The following is a 17135-nucleotide window of genomic DNA, read 5'->3' as shown; positions in this document are numbered from 1 at the left end:
CTCGCTCCTACAGGTTTGACTTAGAAGTCCAGGCTCACGCCTACACTGACCCCTTGTTGGGTCAAGCTGTCATCCTTCCTTATGTTGTAGGCGGCGTTCAGCGCCAACTCCTTCGTCAACTTGTGGCTGACCCCCAGGCTCAGGCGGTCTGAGTTACTGCGCGGGGTGTACCCATCCAGTTTGAAATCAATCCCGGGTACGCTGTTGAGGGCGATGTTCACCCGCTGCGTATCGTTTTCAAATTCATGTTCGTGGGCCACTTCGCCAAACACCTGGGTGTGTGGAGCCACGCGGTAGCTGCCTTGGAGGCCCAGGCCAAGACGCTTGGAGTCGCGCTGCTGGTCGTCAAACGTCAGCGAGGTGGAGCGGCTGTTTTTCTCTGAGTAACCATTGACCTCAATCCGCGAGTAATCGGCACTGATGAATGGCGACAAGTGCCACTCGCTGCCTGGCTGAGCAATGTCGTACCCCACGCGGCCGCTCAAGGCCCACAGCCAGCCATCGGTATCGCCTTTTTCCGAGCCTTCGCTGACGCCCAGGGCGAACTTGCGCTTGAGGTTGTCGAAGTCCAGCTTACCGCCGGTCAACGCTGCGTCGGCCCACCAGTGGTTTTGCTGATATTGGGTGAATGCGGTGCCCATATAGTTGTTGAGCTTGTAGTCCGAATCGCTGGCGCCTGCTTCAAGGGTTTGACGGTAGAAGCCCACCGCGACGCCGACGCGCCACGCTTCGTTCAGTCGATAGCTGCCACCGATGTTCAAGTTGTAGCCGTTGCCATCGCCCTTGGCTGAGCTGCTTTGATCGTCAAAATCCAGACGCTGACCGCCTCCGGCGACAATCGCCCGCCATTGACCCACGGCCTGCCAGTTACCCGCGTCGGCTTGCCATTGGTTGCGCAGTTCATCCTGATGGGCGCGCAAGGTGCCCTGGGCCATTTCTGGTAGCAGGGTCACTTCCCAGGGAGCGGCCAACAGCGAATAGGCATAGTCGGCAATCAACCGTTGCCCGGCTTCGGTGGGGTGGACTGAATCGTTGTAGATCAGCTTGGTGGGGTCGGGCTGGGTGCCGCCGATGCCGTAGATGGGGTTTGCGGTGCAGCCGTTGCCGCTGAAACACGTCCCGGTGAGGTTCTGTCCGGTGGCCAGGCCAAAGCGGCCAGGGTCGGCGAAGGTTTCGTTGAGCAGCAACGGTATGTTTAGCGGGATCACCTGAGCGTCGATCTGCGATAAGCGTTGCACCAGAGCTTGATTGAAGATGTTGCTCAGGGCGCTGCTCGCCGCTTGCGCCGGGGTGCCATTGATGGCCGGGGTCAGCCCCAGGTCGGGCAGCATCCAGACCATGATGTAGCGTGCGCCGGCTTGTTGCAGGACTTGGGCGCTATCGGCCAGGCGCCCGCCGGCAGCGACGGCTTGGGCCGGGCTTTGGACGACGCCCTGGAGGAAGTCATTGCCGCCACCGGAAAGGAAGTACAGCGCATTAGGATCGGCCCGTCCGGCGTTCGCGGGCAGATAACCCTGGCGACTGCGCAGCACGGTGCCACCGCCGGGGTTGCCGGGCGGGATAGCGGTGTTGGAGACCGAGGTGATGGAGTCGAGGATGTTATCGGTGCGGTAGCCACCCACTGCCCAGTTGTTGCCGTCCGGCAAGCCTTGGGCGGCACGGACAGGAGACGTGGAGGCGTTCAAGTCGTTGGCGGCAACACCCAGTTTTGACCCCAATAATGTGGATGAGACCAGGGCGAAATTTTCTGTCCCGTTGCCCAGGTAAGTTGGCCCGCTGCGGTTGGTAAAACGCAACGAGGCGCCGGCGGGACCACCGGGGTCAGGGAATTGGCCGGCATCGGCCAGGCTGTCGCCGAAAACCACCATGGTTGAATAGGGTGACGGCGCCGCAAAGGCCTGGCTGCACGCCAGTGACAATAGACAGCCGGCAAGCGGTGCAAGAAGCGGTGGTCTGGGCATAAGGTTGTCCATTTAATTATTTTTTGTATTGGCAGGAAAACCTTAGCAAAGTATTTCTGGTTTTCTTCAAAGGAAATAGCTTTTGACGGCAAATACCCTGTGGGGCGTTTTCCCGTATTTGCTGCTCCATATTGCACCGCTGGCGAGGCTACGTTACTGTGCCTAAACGTATAAATGAGACCCTCCCTGTGTTGATCATCAGCAAACTCTTGATGCGAGTAGTCAAGGCACACGCCCGTTGGCGTTGGCGCGCCTAACTTTTCTTTGCCGGCCTGGCCGGACTTGTACCGATTTGCCTTCTTCACCTTCTGTTTGACGCCCCTTGCCGGTTCACTCCGGCAACCGGAACGTGCGTCTGGCAGCGGGTAATCCCTTGGAAGGCCGTCATTTGAAGTCAGTGAATTCAAGAGGTTGTAATCCGCATGTTGCTGATGATCGATAACTATGACTCCTTTACCTACAACGTTGTGCAATACCTGGGCGAACTCGGTGCCGAGGTCAAGGTCGTGCGCAACGACGAATTGACCGTGGCGCAAATCGCCGCGTTGAACCCGGAACGCATCGTCGTCTCCCCGGGGCCCTGCACTCCGACCGAAGCGGGCGTGTCGCTGGAAGCCATCCAGTACTTTGCCGGCAAACTGCCGATTCTCGGCGTGTGCCTGGGCCATCAGTCCATCGGCCAAGCGTTTGGCGGCGACGTGGTTCGCGCCCGCCAGGTGATGCACGGCAAGACCAGCCCGGTGTTCCATAATGATCAAGGCGTGTTCCATGGCTTGAACCTGCCGGTGACGGTCACCCGTTATCACTCGCTGGTGGTCAAGCGTGAAACCCTGCCCGAATGCCTGGAGCTGACGGCCTGGACCCAGTTCGAAGACGGCTCCGTTGACGAAATCATGGGCTTGCGACACAAGACATTGAATGTCGAAGGGGTGCAGTTCCACCCTGAATCGATTCTGACCGAGCAGGGTTACGAGCTGTTCGCCAACTTTCTTAAACAGAGCGGCGGCACGCGCTAAGGACTCTCCATGGATATCAAGACTGCCCTGAGCCGTATCGTCGGCCATCTCGACCTGAGCACCGATGAGATGAGCGATGTGATGCGCGAAATCATGACCGGTCAATGCACGGATGCGCAGATTGGTGCGTTCATGATGGCCATGCGTATGAAAAGTGAGAGCATCGACGAAATCGTCGGCGCAGTCTCGGTGATGCGCGAGTTGGCGGACAAGGTTGAACTCAAGACCCTCGACGGTGTGGTCGATGTGGTCGGTACTGGCGGCGATGGGGCGAATATTTTCAACGTGTCGACGGCTTCATCGTTTGTTGTGGCCGCTGCTGGCTGCACGGTGGCCAAGCATGGCAACCGCGCGGTGTCTGGCAACAGCGGCAGTGCCGACTTGCTGGAGGCGGCGGGTATCTACCTGAACCTGACTCCAGTGCAGGTGGCCCGCTGTATCGATAACGTCGGCATCGGTTTCATGTTTGCCCAATCCCATCATGGTGCAATGAAGTACGCCGCGGGCCCGCGCAAGGACCTGGGCCTGCGTACCCTGTTCAACATGCTCGGCCCGCTTACGAATCCGGCCGGTGTGAAGCATCAGGTAGTGGGTGTGTTCAGCCAGGCTTTGTGCCGGCCATTGGTCGAAGTCCTACAGCGCATGGGCAGCAAGCATGTATTGGTGGTGCATTCCAAAGACGGCCTGGACGAGTTCAGCCTGGCGGCGCCGACCTTCGTGGCGGAGTTGAAGAATGATCAGGTCACCGAGTACTGGGTCGAGCCGGAAGACCTGGGAATGAAGAGCCAGAGCTTGCACGGCTTGGCGGTGGAAAGCCCGGCGGCTTCTCTTGAGTTGATTCGCGATGCCCTGGGGCGACGTAAAACCGAGAACGGCCAAAAGGCTGCAGAGATGATCGTTCTGAATGCTGGCGCGGCACTTTACGCTGCCGATCACGCCTCTAGCCTTAAGGAGGGTGTCGCCTTGGCCCACGATGCTTTGCACACGGGGCTGGCTCGCGAGAAGCTCGAAGAGCTGGGAGCATTCACCGCTGTATTCAAGATGGAGAATGAAGGATGAGTGTGCCTACCGTTCTGGAAAAAATCCTGGCCCGCAAAGCCGAGGAAGTGGCCGAGCGCCGTGGCCGTATCAGCCTGGGCGAGCTGGAAGGCCTGGCGAAAAACGCAGATGCACCACGCGGCTTTGCCAATGCCTTGATTGCCCAAGCCAAGCTCAAGCAACCCGCAGTCATCGCGGAAGTCAAAAAGGCTTCGCCGAGCAAAGGTGTGATCCGCGAGAACTTCGTGCCGGCAGAGATTGCCGTCAGCTATGAGAAGGGCGGAGCGACCTGCCTTTCGGTACTGACCGACATCGACTACTTCCAGGGCTCCGACCTTTACCTGCAACAGGCCCGCTCCGCGTGCCAACTGCCGGTGATCCGCAAGGACTTCATGGTCGATCCGTACCAGATCGTTGAAGCGCGTGCCTTGGGTGCCGATTGCGTGCTGCTGATCGTCTCCGCCCTGGATGACGTGAAAATGGCCGAGTTGGCCGCCGTCGCCAAAAGCGTCGGTCTTGATGTGTTGGTGGAAGTGCATGACGGTGATGAGCTGGAGCGCGCACTGAAAATCCTCGACACACCATTGGTGGGGGTTAACAACCGTAACCTGCATACCTTTGAAGTCAGCCTGGAAAACACCCTCGACCTGTTGCCGCGTATTCCCCGCGACCGTCTGGTGATCACTGAAAGTGGCATCGTTAACCGGGCTGATGTGGAACTGATGGAAATCAGCGGCGTGTATTCGTTCCTGGTGGGCGAAACGTTCATGCGTGCGGAGAACCCAGGGGCTGAACTGCAGCGTCTGTTCTTCCCGGAACGTGGTGTGCCGGTGACTGGATCGACACTGGATTGATGATGGCCCAGCCCGTTTCCTTGACGGTCGAAGCTGGCCTTTCGGCCGAGCAGGATTTGCTCGCCGCCGTTTGCGCGGGCGAGCAACCTTTCGGCCTGCTGTTCTGGCAACCCAGTGATCGAGCGCTGGTCATGCCTCGTCGTCTGAGCCGGCTCCCGGCTTTTGACGTGGCCAGCCAGGTTTCGGCTGATCAGGGTTGGCCGGTGCTACTGCGGGAAACCGGCGGTGAGCCAGTGCCGCAATCCGCGGCCACCGTCAATATTGCGCTGGTCTACGCACCGCCGCGCAGTGAAGGCGATCAGGGGCGGATTGAAACTGGCTATCGGCGTCTGTGCCAACCCATCTGTGACCTGCTCACGGAATTGGGCGGCGATGCGTCCGTGGGAGAGATCGACGGCGCGTTCTGCGACGGTCGCTACAACGTCAACCTCAATGGCCGAAAAATGGTCGGCACCGCCCAGCGTTGGCGCCAGAGTGGTGGGCGCCCGGTAGGGTTGGTGCATGGCGCATTGTTGCTGGATGACGAACGGGTCGAGTTGATCGCGGCGGTCAATCGCTTCAATGAGGCCTGTGGCCTTGAACAGCGGGTTCGCGCTGAAAGCCATATCGCCCTGCATGAAGCTTTCCCTGCGCCGGACGCGATAGGCCGGCTTGATGTGTTGTATCGCCAGATGCTTGCTGGCTTCCTTGCGGTTTAACGGGTACCGAAGACCACCATGGTCTTGCCTTTGACATGAACCAGGCTACGCTCTTCCAGGTCCTTGAGGACCCGACCGACCATCTCCCGTGAACAGCCAACGATGCGCCCGATTTCCTGGCGAGTGACCTTGATTTGCATACCGTCTGGATGGGTCATGGCGTCCGGTTGCTTGCACAGTTCCAGCAAGCAACGAGCCACCCGTCCGGTGACATCGAAGAACGCCAGGTCCCCCACCTTGCGAGTGGTGTCTCTCAGACGCTGGGCGATCTGGCCGCTCAAGGAGTACAGAATGTCAGGGTCTTCCTGGGCCAGTTCACGAAATTTCGTATAGCTGATCTCGGCGACTTCACACTCGATCTTGGCGCGTACCCAAGCGCTGCGTTCCTGTTCTTTCCCCGATTGCTCAAATAGCCCCAGCTCACCGAAGAAATCGCCAGTATTAAGGTAGGCGATGATCATTTCGCGGCCATCTTCATCCTCGATCAAGATGGTGACGGAGCCTTTGATAATGAAAAACAGGGTTTCGGAGCGCTCGCCGGCGCAAATGATGTTGTGTTTGACCGGGTAGCGCCGACGCTGACAATGCATCAATAGTTTGTCGAGGTTCTTGATCTTGGATGTGGGAGTAATAGCAACCATGGTTGTATCCCGAAAAGACTGCACGGTGTGGTTGAGCTTGTTTTGTGAGCAGCACTATCAACGGCTGCGCGACGTCATCAAATGGATGGAAAAAAAGCGCCAGTGATTTGGCGCCAGCTTAACAGACACATTCTGCCTCGATCAGAGAATTTATCTATCAAGCCCTAAGGTTGGGCGCTTTCACGCAGGGGCGCTGGGGCTCCAAGGCCATGTGCTAAGCTGGCGACCCTTTTTTAGCAGTGGAGTCTGGGCGATGAAGGCACGCATCCAATGGGCGGGCGAAGCCATGTTCCTCGGTGAGTCGGGCAGTGGCCATGTTGTGGTCATGGACGGACCGCCCGAAGCCGGTGGTCGCAACCTGGGTGTACGGCCTATGGAAATGCTTCTGCTTGGTGTAGGGGGTTGCAGCAATTTCGATGTGGTCAGCATCCTGAAAAAGTCCCGCCAGGCGGTGGAAAGCTGCGAAGCCTTCCTGGAAGCTGAGCGCGCCACCGAAGATCCCAAGGTTTTTACCAAGATCCATATGCATTTTGTGGTCAAGGGGCGTGGGCTGAAAGAGGCTCAGGTCAAGCGTGCCATCGAGTTGTCGGCAGAGAAGTACTGCTCGGCCTCGATCATGTTGGGGGCGGCGGGTGTAGCCATTACTCATGATTACGAGATCATTGAGTTGGGTTGATCGATAGATCAGGCAAAAAGAAAGGGCGCTTAGATAGCGCCCTTTTGGCTTTCTGTAGGCTCGATCAGATGCGGTAAGTGCTCTTGGTCATGACCTTGGCCAACAGGCTCATACCAAGCTTCACTGGCGCGGGGAAACGGAAGCCGCCCGCATCCAGCGCGCTTTGTGCATGAAGTTCTTCATCAATACGCATCTGCTCAAGAATTGCCCGGGATTTTTCGTCTTCGGCCGGCAATTGTTCCAAATGCTCATTCAGGTGTTTACATACTTGATGTTCGGTGGCCGCCACAAACCCAAGGCTGACTTTGTCGCTGACCAACCCGGCCACGGCGCCAATGCCAAACGACATACCATAAAATAACGGATTCAGTACGCTGGGGTGGCTGCCCAACTGGCGTATGCGTTGCTCACACCAGGCAAGGTGGTCGATTTCTTCCTCGGCGGCGTGCTCCATGGCGGCACGTACTTGCGGCAGCTTGGCCGTCAGGGCCTGGCCTTGGTACAGCGCCTGGGCACAGACTTCGCCGGTATGGTTGATGCGCATCAGGCCGGCGACGTGGCGGGTGTCGGTCTCGCTCATCTGTACGTCGGGTTGCGTGATAGCGGGCGATGGGCGATACGGCTGGCCGCTGAACGGCAACAACGTGCGTATGGCCGTATCGGCTTGCAGCAATAGACGGTCAATTGGCGAGTAGTGACGTTGGGTAGTCATGCTGACCTCCGGGAAGAATCTCAGCGGCCAGTTTACCGCAATCGGTGGAGGAAGGTTTGCGTTGGGGCATGCTCATAAGGTCGCAGCTTGTGGCTACGACCTCGTGCGGTGCTTCATTCAGCCCGGTGGCCAGTTCATCTGGCGCTGACCCAGTACATGCATATGAATGTGGTAAACGGTCTGGCCGCCATCTTCATTGCAGTTCATCACCACGCGAAAGCCCTTTTCACAGCCTTGTTCCACCGCCAGGCGCTGGGCGGTGAACAGTATATGTCCAGCCAGCGCCTTGTCTTCCTCGGTGAGGTCGTTGAGGGTGCGGATCGGCTTTTTCGGGATCACGAGAAAGTGCACGGGTGCCATTGGCGCGATATCGTGGAATGCCAGGACCTGGTCATCCTCGTAGATGATCTTCGCGGGTATTTCTCTGTTGATGATCTTGGTGAACAGAGTATCCACAGCTGTTTCTCCGTAGTGAAAGTGCAGGCTGAGTGTACTCAGGCGATCTGTGTGCGCCTAGCCCTTTGCGTATGTCTGTAGGGGTCAGCGCGAGGAGTAGGCCTTGTTGATGGCGCCAGCGATCTTGCGGGTCAACCAGCGTGGGCTCAATCGCGGACTGAACGCCAGCCAGCGATTACGGCGGCCTGGAATGATGATGGCTTTGTTCTTTTCCAGGGCGCGTACGGCGTAGAGGGCGACTTCTTGCGGGCTCATCAGCTGTTGGCTGCGGTCCAGCTTGGCGGTGTCCATTTGTGCGGTGCCGAAGAAAGCAGTGCGGGTCGGGCCAGGACAGAGTACCGAGACTTTTATTGCGCAGCTCTTCAGTTCTTCGCGCAACCCTTCGGAGAAATGCAACACATAGGCCTTGCTGGCGTAGTAGGTGCTCATCCATGGGCCGGGCTGGAAAGCGGCGACCGAGGCAACGTTGAGAATCTGCCCGCCGCCCTGCAGTGCCATTGAGTTGCCAACGGCATGGCACAGGCGGGTGAGTGCCAGGATGTTTACTTCCATCAGGTCCTGTTCGGTCATCCAGTCTTGTGCGAGAAAAGGGCCGCTGGTGCCGATGCCTGCGCAGTTGATCAGCAGGTCGATGTGCCGCTCTCCCTCTTCCAGCTCCAGCAGAAACCCGGAAAGCCGAAGAGGCTCGCCGAGATCACAGGCGCGAAACAGTACCTCGACGCCAAAGCGCTGGGTCAATTCGATGGCAATGCTTTCCAACTGATCACGCTGGCGAGCCACCAGAATCAAGCTGCGGCCGCGACGGGCCAATGCTTCAGCCAGGGCCAGGCCGATGCCGCTGGAGGCACCGGTGATCAGAGCGTAACGGGTCATGCGTTTCTCCATCGCAACACCACCGAGCCTGCGACAGAGGCATCACAGGCGTTCGGCGTTTCTTCATTCTTCCGGAGAGTCTACAGGTTCGGCCGCATCGCTAGCACTTTGAACCTCTTCTTCGCCAGCGATAACGCCCTGGCCGGCGTTCTCATCGTAGGTCATGGAGCTGCTTTCATAGCTGCTATCCACGTTGCTTTCAAGGTTATCCAGCATGCCGGTCAGGCCGGAGACCAAAAAAACGCTGAGTAGTAATGGAATCAGTGCCAGCCACAGCACGGATAGCACTTTGACTGATGTGCTGTTGGACGGCGGCGGCGGGCCGTACTGGTTAGCGCCGGTGTTGCCCGGCAGCACCATTAATAGAATCGGGAAAACGCTGCCCACGAACGGTACCAGGTTGAGGAACCACAGCCAGCCGGACCAACCCAGGTCATGCAGGCGCTGTACCGTGATCAGTATGCTGACCCAGATAAAAGCCACGAATACCGCGATACCGACCAGAGCTCCAATGATGGTTGCAATCGTTGGCGACACGGCAGCGATGCCCAGCCCGACGGTAAAAACCACGCTGGTGACGGCGAGCATTGCCATGGTCAGTACCAGCATCCAGGCCAGGAAACGCAGTCGGCCAATTCGCCCATTAACGGTGAAAACCTTCAGGGTGGAAAATTCGGGCAGGTTTTCACCGACGCCAGCACGGGGTGGCGCGTAAGGGGAGGCCGTCGGGCGGGTGTAGTCTGTGGCGCTGGCGGATGGGGCTTCGTGTGTCTCGGCCAGGCTGAAGGCTACTGGCTGTTCGGCTTCGATACGGGCATCTATGCCTGTCTTGGTCAGCGCTTCAAGGTAGGTTTGGGCGCTGGAGTGGGTCAGGTCACGCTTGAGGGCAACGGGGCGTCCGGTAAACAGCTTCTCGATCGCCTCGACGTCGCTTTTGAACAGGTCGGCGAGGTTTAGTTTCGCCGTGGAGGCTTCGACACCCGGCAGCAAGGCGCCTTCAAATACAATCTTGAAACGGTTGTCGCTCATGCGGGCATCCTTGTCACTTGAATTGGGTAGGTATTGCAGGGAGTGTAAGGCCTGCCTTGATTGGCAGGCCACACGTCACTGCTTATTCAGCGAGGCCAGTGTTTGGGCAATTGCGCTGCGTGCGCCAGCGCCTTGCGGTATTCGGCATCCAGGCGGGCAACAAGCTCCTCGACACTGGGTAAATCATTAATCTCACCGACGCCTTGGCCGGCCGACCATACGGTTTTCCAGGCTTTGGCTTCATCACTCAAGGGCTTGAGCTTGGAGCCGAAATTGACTTCACCTTTGCCTTGCAGGGTGGGGAGGTCGAAACCGGCATTTTCCAGGCTCTGGCGCATGAAGCTTGCGGGTACGCCCGAAACGGCGGGAGTGTGCACGATGTCGGCGGCGCGCGATGTGAGCAGCATCTCTTTATAGGCGTCGGGGGCGTGACTTTCCGTGGTGCCGATAAAACGGGTACCGAAATACGCCAAGTCTGCACCGAGCAGTTGCGCGGCGAGGATTTCGTGACCGTGGTTCAGGCAACCGGCCAGCAACAGGGTCTTGTCGAAAAACTGACGAATTTCGGCAATCAATGAAAACGGGCTCCAGGTGCCGGCATGGCCACCAGCGCCAGCGGCTACAGCGATCAATCCATCGACACCGGCCTCTGCGGCTTTCTCGGCATGGCGCCTCGTGGTGACGTCGTGAAAGACCAGGCCGCCGTAGCTGTGCACGGCATCGACCAGTTCTTTCACTGCCCCCAGGCTGGTGATGACAATCGGTACCTTATGCTCGACGCAAATCGCCAGATCCGCCTCCAGGCGTGGGTTGCTGTTGTGCACGATCAGGTTGACCGCGTAGGGCGCGGGGTTGTCCAGCAGCGCCAGGCCCGCTTCGATTTCTTCCAGCCAGGCTTTGAAACCGCTGCTTTCCCGCTGGTTGAGGGCGGGGAAACTGCCGACTATTCCATTGCCGCAGCACGCCAGGACCAGTTGCGGGTTGGAAATCAGAAACATCGGCGCAGCCACCACGGGCAGGCGCAGACGTTGTTCAAGCAGAGCGGGCAGCGACATTGGAAGTACCCCGAGTAATAGGTGTTAGAACGGTTTGACAACAACCAAAATTACGATTGCCAGCAATATCAGAACCGGTACTTCATTGAACCAGCGATAAAAGACATGGCTGCGGGTGTTTTCGCCACGGGCAAAACGTTTCACCTGAGCGCCGCACATATGGTGGTAGCCGATCAGAATGACCACGAGGGTCAGCTTCGCATGCATCCAGGCTCCCTGACTGAACACGCCGGGGTTGAGGCTGATCAGCCAGATCCCAAAGACCAGCGTGGCGATCATGGCCGGCCCCATGATGCCGCGATACAGCTTGCGCTCCATGATGCTGAAGCGTTCTTTGCTGACGGTGTCCTCGCTTTGTGCGTGGTAGACGAACAGGCGCGGCAGGTAGAACAAGCCGGCAAACCAGCAGACGATGCTGACGATATGAAAGACTTTGACCCATAGATAAAGCATTTTTAGTTATTCCCAGGTTCACGGTAGTTGAAGATAGTAGTGCCCAGGGTGCCCGCACGTCACCTTGATGGTTGTCGCAGGGCGGCGCGGCCCCTATTATCGACGGCTTTCCAGTGGGTTCGTTGAGGGCAGGTTTATGGTCAAGGTCGGTATCGTCGGCGGCACGGGTTACACCGGTGTCGAATTGTTGCGTCTGTTGGCTCAGCATCCGCAAACTGAGGTGGTGGTCATCACCTCTCGATCCGAGGCTGGCCTGGCTGTTGCCGATATGTACCCGAACCTGCGCGGCCACTACGATGGCCTGGCCTTCTCTGTTCCGGACATCAAGGCCTTGGGCGCTTGCGACGTGGTGTTCTTCGCCACGCCTCATGGTGTTGCCCATGCCTTGGCGGGTGAGTTGCTGGACGCCGGTACCAAGGTGATCGACCTGTCGGCAGACTTTCGTCTGCAGGACGCCGATGAGTGGGCCAAGTGGTACGGGCAACCTCACGGTGCTCCAGAGTTGCTGGAGGAAGCGGTTTATGGCTTGCCGGAAGTCAATCGTGAGCATATCAGGCAAGCGCGCCTGATCGCAGTACCTGGCTGCTATCCGACGGCGACGCAGTTGGGCTTCCTGCCGCTGCTGGAGGCAGGGCTGGCGGATACTTCGCGTCTGATCGCTGACTGCAAGTCGGGCGTCAGTGGTGCGGGTCGTGGTGCGGCGGTTGGTTCCTTGTACTCCGAGACATCGGAAAGCATGAAGGCCTATGCAGTCAAGGGGCATCGTCATTTGCCAGAAATTCGCCAAGGGCTGCGTCGCGCCGCTGGCAAGGACGTTGGGCTGACCTTCGTACCGCACCTCACGCCAATGATCCGCGGGATCCACTCCACGTTGTACGCCACCGTTGCAGATCGCTCGGTGGATCTGCAGGCGCTGTTCGAAAAGCGCTATGCCAACGAGCCCTTTGTCGATGTGATGCCAGCGGGCAGCCACCCGGAAACCCGTAGCGTGCGTGGTGCCAACGTGTGCCGGATTGCTGTGCATCGTCCGCAGGATGGTGATCTGGTGGTGGTACTGTCGGTGATCGATAACCTGGTCAAAGGTGCATCTGGCCAAGCGGTACAGAACCTGAACATCCTCTTTGGCCTGGATGAAAAACTGGGCTTGTCCCATGCGGGCATGCTGCCCTGAACGTAGCTATGAGCTTCAAGTTGTCAGCCGCAATCCTGGAGCTGACAGCTTGAAACTTGCCGCTGCGCCCTTAATAGTTGACCGCTTTTCTAGGAGAAGCGGATAATGCCGACCATTACGCAATATGGCGGCGCTACGCCGGGAGATTATCAGCATGAGCGTTGAATCCTTCACCCCCACGGCTTTGCAATTCACCCATGGTGCTGCGCACAAGGTGAAGAGCCTGGTCGATGAAGAGGGTAATGATCGCTTGAAGCTGCGCGTATTTGTTACGGGCGGCGGTTGTTCAGGGTTTCAGTACGGTTTCACCTTCGATGAAGATGTGGCCGATGACGACACTATCGTGGAGCGCGAGGGCGTAAGCTTGGTCGTGGATCCGATGAGTTTCCAGTACCTGGCAGGAGCCGAGGTGGATTACCAGGAAGGTCTGGAAGGTTCGCGCTTCGTGATCAAGAACCCGAATGCGACCACAACCTGTGGTTGCGGGTCTTCATTCTCGATCTGATTGTCGGCAGGTTTGCAAAGCGCCGCTTGACCTTGATAGGGCCAAGCGGCGTTTTGCTGTCTGAGGTTTACGCGGGGTAGATTGCTCCGAGTACTCGAAGCCCGCGGGCGCCTGTGACACTGGGGCGATTGGCAGCGATACCTTCAAGGCAGCAGTGGGCCAGCCAGGCGAAGGCCATGGCTTCGACCCAGTCCGGGTCTACTCCGTGGCGGGTGGTGGTACTGACTTGGGTAGTCGGCAATAGGGCGCTCAGACGACTCATCAAGGCGGCGTTGTGGGCGCCTCCACCGCAGACCAGCAGGGTTTCGGTCCGGGGCTGAGAGGCTTTCAGGGCTTCGACGATGGTGTGTACGGTCAGCTCCAGCAGCGTGGCTTGCACGTTCTGGGCGAGGAATCCTGGCAACCGGCTCAGGTGATGCTCCAGCCAACCCAGGTTGAAGACTTCGCGGCCGGTGCTTTTTGGACCTTGGGTCAGGAAGAACGGATCGCCGAGTAAGGCGTTGAGCAATGTTGGCTCAACCTGTCCGCTGGCGGCCCACTGGCCATTTCGATCAAAGCTCTCACCGCGCTGTTGGTGAATCCAGGCATCCAGCAGCACGTTACCCGGGCCGCAGTCGAATCCAGCAACAGGTTTATCGGACTCAATCAGACTGAGGTTGCTGAACCCTCCGACATTCAATACCGCGCGGTTACCAATGTGTTCGCCGAACAGGGCTTCATGAAAGGCCGGAACCAGCGGTGCGCCTTGGCCTCCCGCCGCTACATCACGGCTGCGAAAGTCGCTGACGACGCTTATTCCGGTCAGTTCCGTGAGCATCGCCGGATTGCCGATCTGTACCGTGAACCCCCGTGCGGGCTCATGGCGAATGGTTTGCCCATGGCTGCCAATCGCTCGGATATCTTGGGGCTTGAGCTTCTGCTGATCGAGTAATACGTGAATGCCTTGGGCCGCGAGCGTTACCCACTGCTGCTGGGCAATGGCTGAGCGGGCTATTTCGTCCGGCCCGCTGGCGCAAAGGCCCAAAAGCTCGATGCGCAGGGCGTCAGGCATGGGGATGTAATGGGTGGCGATCAGCTTGATCGCTGGATCCAGTTCGATCAGCGCAATGTCCAATCCATCCAGACTGGTCCCGGACATCACACCTATATAGAGCGACATACTTAGCGCTTCGCCGAAGCCAGCATGGTGGCTCGTTCCTGATCCATGCGTGCCATGAGTGGTTGGCTCTGTTGCAGGAAGCGTGTGCGCTCTGCCTTGGCGATGGGATCGGCCATTGGCAGCTTTCGCCCCAGCGGGTCGACGTGTACACCATTGACCTGGAACTCATAATGCAAATGTGGACCGGTAGACAGGCCGGTGGTACCGATATAACCGATTATCTGACCCTGCTTGACGTTGCCGCCGGTCCTGACGCCTTTGGCAAAGCCCTGCATGTGACCGTAAAGCGTGCGGTAGGTATTACCGTGCTGGATGATCACCGTATTGCCGTATCCTCCACGGCGACCGGCCAGCAATACCTTGCCGTCACCCGCTGCTTTGATCGGCGTACCACGCGGGGCTGCATAGTCCACGCCTTTGTGGGCGCGAATTTTGTTCAGAATTGGATGCTTGCGACCCATCGAAAAACGCGAGCTAATACGGGCGAAGTCAACGGGGGTGCGGATGAAGGCCTTGCGCATACTGTTGCCGTCGGCGGTGTAGTAGCTGCTGTTGCCTTGCTTGTTGGTGTAGCGCACGGCGGTGTAGGTTTTGCCGCGGTTGGTGAAGCGCGCCGAGAGAATGTTGCCAGTAGCTACGACTTTGCCGTTGGCGACTTTTTGTTCGTAGATCACATCGAACTCGTCACCCTGGCGAATATCCTGGGCGAAGTCGATGTCGTAGCCAAACACGCTGGCCATGTCCATGGTCATGCTGTGGGGCAGGCCGGCACGGGCGGCGGACTGCGACAACGAGCTATTGATGACGCCGTGAACATAGGCCGAGCGAATGACAGGCTTGGTGGTAATGCGCTTAAAGGTAAAGCCCTTGGCGCCTTTGGTCAGCGCAATGCTTTCCATGTCGCTGATGTTGCTGTGCAGTTTGTTTAGCTGGCCATCGGGCGTCAGTTCGAACTCAAGCTTCTGGTCGCGCTTGAGTTGAGTAAATTGTTTGGCTTGCTTGTCGCTGGACAGCACTTCATTAACAGTGGACGCCGGTAAGCCGACCTTCTCGAACAAAGTTGAAAGGGTGTCACCCTTGGCAACAACCACTTCCCGGTGCTGAGGGTCCTTGGCGGTTTCTGCTGAGGAGGCAGCCTGGGCGGCCTTCCTGGAGTCGTCGACACTGTTTTCTATTTGTGCGAACGGTGATTCGGTTACGTCATTTGTGGCTTGGGGTGTGTCGGAAGCGTCTTGATCTTGTGTCAGTTGTTCAGATGAGCTGTCCAGGTCAAGGCTTAGGGTTGTTCGTTTGGCTTCTACGTCGCTGGAAGGGAATACCAGCAGTGCCAGGCTGAGAAGGGCGGCGATACCACTTGCGGCGAGCAAGTGAGTCTTCGGGTAAAGCGGTGGCGCTTTAGGCGGTTCAGTAGTCATAAGTAATTTTGGCTTTGAAAAAATGAAATGGAAAAGATGAATGACATGATGAAGATGAAATAACTGTATAAAATATAACCAAATCATCTGTGGTGCAAGCTTGCGAATGCTAGGCGGGCTGAACGGTGTCCGTATGTAGGGCAAAACTTGTAATTAGTCCCTGATCTTGTATGGTTGGTTCCCTTTTGAATCTGAGCCTTACGGGTCTGTTATGAAGTCGGTTGAAGAGCAGCTAGCGCTGATCAAGCGTGGTGCGGAAGAATTGTTGGTCGAAGCTGAGCTGATCGAGAAGCTCAAGCGCGGCCAGCCCCTGCGTATTAAGGCCGGCTTCGATCCTACGGCGCCTGATCTACACCTGGGGCATACGGTGCTTATTAATAAGCTGCGCCAGTTCCAGGAGCTGGGGCATCAGGTGATCTTCCTTATAGGTGATTTCACCGGGATGATCGGTGATCCGAGCGGTAAGAGTGCTACTCGTCCACCGCTGACGCGGGAGCAGGTTCTCGACAACGCAGAGACCTACAAAAACCAAGTCTTCAAGATTCTTGATCCAGCCAGGACCGAGGTGGCTTTCAACTCTACCTGGATGGATCAGATGGGGCCGGCGGATTTCATTCGTCTGACGTCCCAGTACACCGTTGCTCGCATGCTCGAGCGCGATGACTTCGATAAGCGCTACTCCACTAATCAACCAATCGCTATTCACGAGTTCCTTTACCCATTGGTTCAAGGGTATGACTCCGTGGCTTTGCGTGCTGACGTTGAGCTGGGTGGTACTGACCAGAAGTTCAATCTGCTGATGGGGCGCGAACTGCAGCGCGCGTACGGGCAAGAGGCTCAGTGCATTCTGACGATGCCGTTGCTGGAAGGGTTGGATGGCGTCAAGAAAATGTCCAAGTCTCTGGGTAACTATGTGGGTATCCAGGAAGCGCCGGGCGTGATGTATGGCAAGCTGGTTTCCATTCCTGATGCATTGATGTGGCGCTACTTCGAGCTGTTGAGCTTTCGTTCGATGGATGAGATCAATGCGTTGCGCGCCGATGTGGCGGCGGGCGCTAATCCGCGGGACGTCAAGATCAAGTTGGCTGAAGAGATTGTTGCACGCTTCCATGGTGAGGAGGCCGCGGCCAATGCTCACCGTGCTGCCGGGAACCGGATGAAAGAAGGTGAGCTGCCAGATGATCTGCCAGAGATTGAATTAAGCGCTATAGAGGCAATGCCGATAGCCGCCGTCCTTAATAAGGCAGGCCTGGTGAAGAACTCGGCAGTGGCGCGCGACCTCCTGGGTTCCGGTGGTGTGCGTATAGATGGTGAGGTGGTAGATCGCACCTTTATATACCAACTGGGCGCTACCCACGTTTGTCAGGCAGGAAAGAAGGCTTTTGCGCGCATTACGCTTAAATCTGAATAAACCTGAAATTAA

At 57.8% G+C, this 17135-nt stretch carries 18 protein-coding genes; 8 read left to right on the top strand and 10 right to left on the bottom strand.

Features of this window, described 5'->3' with window-relative positions:
• Window positions 1-20 precede the first annotated feature (20 nt).
• Complete coding sequence (gene estP, locus GIR22_RS07685) at window positions 21-1961, bottom strand: esterase EstP (protein WP_154742757.1); 1941 nt, start codon at window positions 1959-1961, stop codon at window positions 21-23.
• 422 nt (window positions 1962-2383) lie between these two features.
• Here estP and GIR22_RS07680 point away from each other — a divergent pair, with 422 nt between their 5' ends.
• From GIR22_RS07680 to GIR22_RS07665, 4 genes are read left to right on the top strand one after another with little or no spacing between them, the layout of a single operon-like run.
• Window positions 2384-2977 (top strand): aminodeoxychorismate/anthranilate synthase component II, encoded by a 594-nt coding sequence (locus tag GIR22_RS07680; RefSeq protein WP_154742756.1) that lies wholly within the window; start codon window positions 2384-2386, stop codon window positions 2975-2977.
• 9 nt (window positions 2978-2986) lie between these two features.
• Window positions 2987-4036 carry an anthranilate phosphoribosyltransferase gene (gene trpD, locus GIR22_RS07675; protein WP_154742755.1) on the top strand — a complete coding sequence of 350 codons (1050 nt, stop codon included), beginning with the start codon at window positions 2987-2989 and terminating at the stop codon, window positions 4034-4036.
• Entirely contained in the window at window positions 4033-4869 is an 837-nt protein-coding gene (trpC, locus tag GIR22_RS07670) for an indole-3-glycerol phosphate synthase TrpC (RefSeq protein WP_154742754.1), read from the top strand. Before trpD ends, trpC begins: the two co-directional genes overlap by 4 nt.
• A gap of 2 nt (window positions 4870-4871) precedes the next feature.
• The gene (locus tag GIR22_RS07665) at window positions 4872-5567 is read left to right on the top strand and encodes a lipoate--protein ligase family protein (protein WP_154742753.1); all 696 of its coding nucleotides are present in this window, start codon (window positions 4872-4874) and stop codon (window positions 5565-5567) included.
• Here the strand turns inward: GIR22_RS07665 and crp are convergent.
• Complete coding sequence (gene crp, locus GIR22_RS07660; RefSeq protein ID WP_154742752.1) at window positions 5564-6208, bottom strand: cAMP-activated global transcriptional regulator CRP; 645 nt, start codon at window positions 6206-6208, stop codon at window positions 5564-5566. The genes GIR22_RS07665 and crp overlap by 4 nt on opposite strands.
• Before the next feature lie 253 nt (window positions 6209-6461).
• Here crp and GIR22_RS07655 point away from each other — a divergent pair, with 253 nt between their 5' ends.
• The gene (locus tag GIR22_RS07655; protein ID WP_003176451.1) at window positions 6462-6884 is read left to right on the top strand and encodes an OsmC family protein; all 423 of its coding nucleotides are present in this window, start codon (window positions 6462-6464) and stop codon (window positions 6882-6884) included.
• Window positions 6885-6948: 64 nt separating this feature from the next.
• Here GIR22_RS07655 and coq7 read toward each other — a convergent pair whose 3' ends face one another.
• The 6 genes from coq7 to hemJ all read right to left on the bottom strand — a co-directional run bounded on the left by coq7 (window position 6949) and on the right by hemJ (window position 11462).
• Window positions 6949-7596: a 2-polyprenyl-3-methyl-6-methoxy-1,4-benzoquinone monooxygenase gene (gene coq7 / locus GIR22_RS07650; RefSeq protein WP_154742751.1), complete on the bottom strand. Its 648-nt coding sequence runs from the start codon at window positions 7594-7596 to the stop codon at window positions 6949-6951.
• 117 nt (window positions 7597-7713) lie between these two features.
• Window positions 7714-8052: a histidine triad nucleotide-binding protein gene (locus GIR22_RS07645; protein WP_003210943.1), complete on the bottom strand. Its 339-nt coding sequence runs from the start codon at window positions 8050-8052 to the stop codon at window positions 7714-7716.
• Window positions 8053-8136: 84 nt separating this feature from the next.
• Window positions 8137-8925, bottom strand: coding sequence for an SDR family NAD(P)-dependent oxidoreductase (locus GIR22_RS07640; RefSeq protein WP_154742749.1), 789 nt, complete (start codon window positions 8923-8925; stop codon window positions 8137-8139).
• 63 nt (window positions 8926-8988) lie between these two features.
• Window positions 8989-9954 (bottom strand): DUF805 domain-containing protein, encoded by a 966-nt coding sequence (locus GIR22_RS07635; RefSeq protein ID WP_154742748.1) that lies wholly within the window; start codon window positions 9952-9954, stop codon window positions 8989-8991.
• Window positions 9955-10040: 86 nt separating this feature from the next.
• A complete protein-coding gene (locus GIR22_RS07630; protein ID WP_154742747.1) occupies window positions 10041-11009 on the bottom strand; it encodes an NAD(P)H-dependent flavin oxidoreductase in 969 nt (322 codons plus the stop codon).
• A gap of 24 nt (window positions 11010-11033) precedes the next feature.
• Window positions 11034-11462 (bottom strand): protoporphyrinogen oxidase HemJ, encoded by a 429-nt coding sequence (gene hemJ / locus GIR22_RS07625; RefSeq protein ID WP_154742746.1) that lies wholly within the window; start codon window positions 11460-11462, stop codon window positions 11034-11036.
• Window positions 11463-11598: 136 nt separating this feature from the next.
• On the opposite strand from hemJ, the gene argC reads away from it, so the two are divergent.
• A complete protein-coding gene (argC, locus tag GIR22_RS07620) occupies window positions 11599-12633 on the top strand; it encodes an N-acetyl-gamma-glutamyl-phosphate reductase (RefSeq protein WP_154742745.1) in 1035 nt (344 codons plus the stop codon).
• A gap of 154 nt (window positions 12634-12787) precedes the next feature.
• The gene (gene erpA, locus GIR22_RS07615; RefSeq protein WP_003176443.1) at window positions 12788-13138 is read left to right on the top strand and encodes an iron-sulfur cluster insertion protein ErpA; all 351 of its coding nucleotides are present in this window, start codon (window positions 12788-12790) and stop codon (window positions 13136-13138) included.
• Window positions 13139-13205: 67 nt separating this feature from the next.
• Here erpA and GIR22_RS07610 read toward each other — a convergent pair whose 3' ends face one another.
• Both GIR22_RS07610 and GIR22_RS07605 read right to left on the bottom strand, forming a co-directional pair.
• Window positions 13206-14297, bottom strand: a complete 1092-nt coding sequence (locus tag GIR22_RS07610; RefSeq protein WP_154742744.1) for an anhydro-N-acetylmuramic acid kinase — start codon at window positions 14295-14297, stop codon at window positions 13206-13208.
• A 2-nt stretch (window positions 14298-14299) separates the two neighbouring features.
• On the bottom strand, window positions 14300-15712 hold the full coding sequence (locus tag GIR22_RS07605; RefSeq protein ID WP_154742743.1) for a peptidoglycan DD-metalloendopeptidase family protein: 1413 nt from the start codon (window positions 15710-15712) through the stop codon (window positions 14300-14302).
• A 211-nt stretch (window positions 15713-15923) separates the two neighbouring features.
• Between GIR22_RS07605 and tyrS the strand changes: the two genes are divergently transcribed.
• Window positions 15924-17123 carry a tyrosine--tRNA ligase gene (tyrS, locus tag GIR22_RS07595; RefSeq protein WP_154742742.1) on the top strand — a complete coding sequence of 400 codons (1200 nt, stop codon included), beginning with the start codon at window positions 15924-15926 and terminating at the stop codon, window positions 17121-17123.
• The last annotated feature ends 12 nt before the right edge of the window (window positions 17124-17135 follow it).

Source organism: Pseudomonas karstica (assembly GCF_009707515.1).
In the GTDB taxonomy this organism is placed as follows: Bacteria; Pseudomonadota; Gammaproteobacteria; order Pseudomonadales; family Pseudomonadaceae; genus Aquipseudomonas; species Aquipseudomonas karstica.
This window is presented reverse-complemented; position numbering and strand designations above follow the sequence as displayed.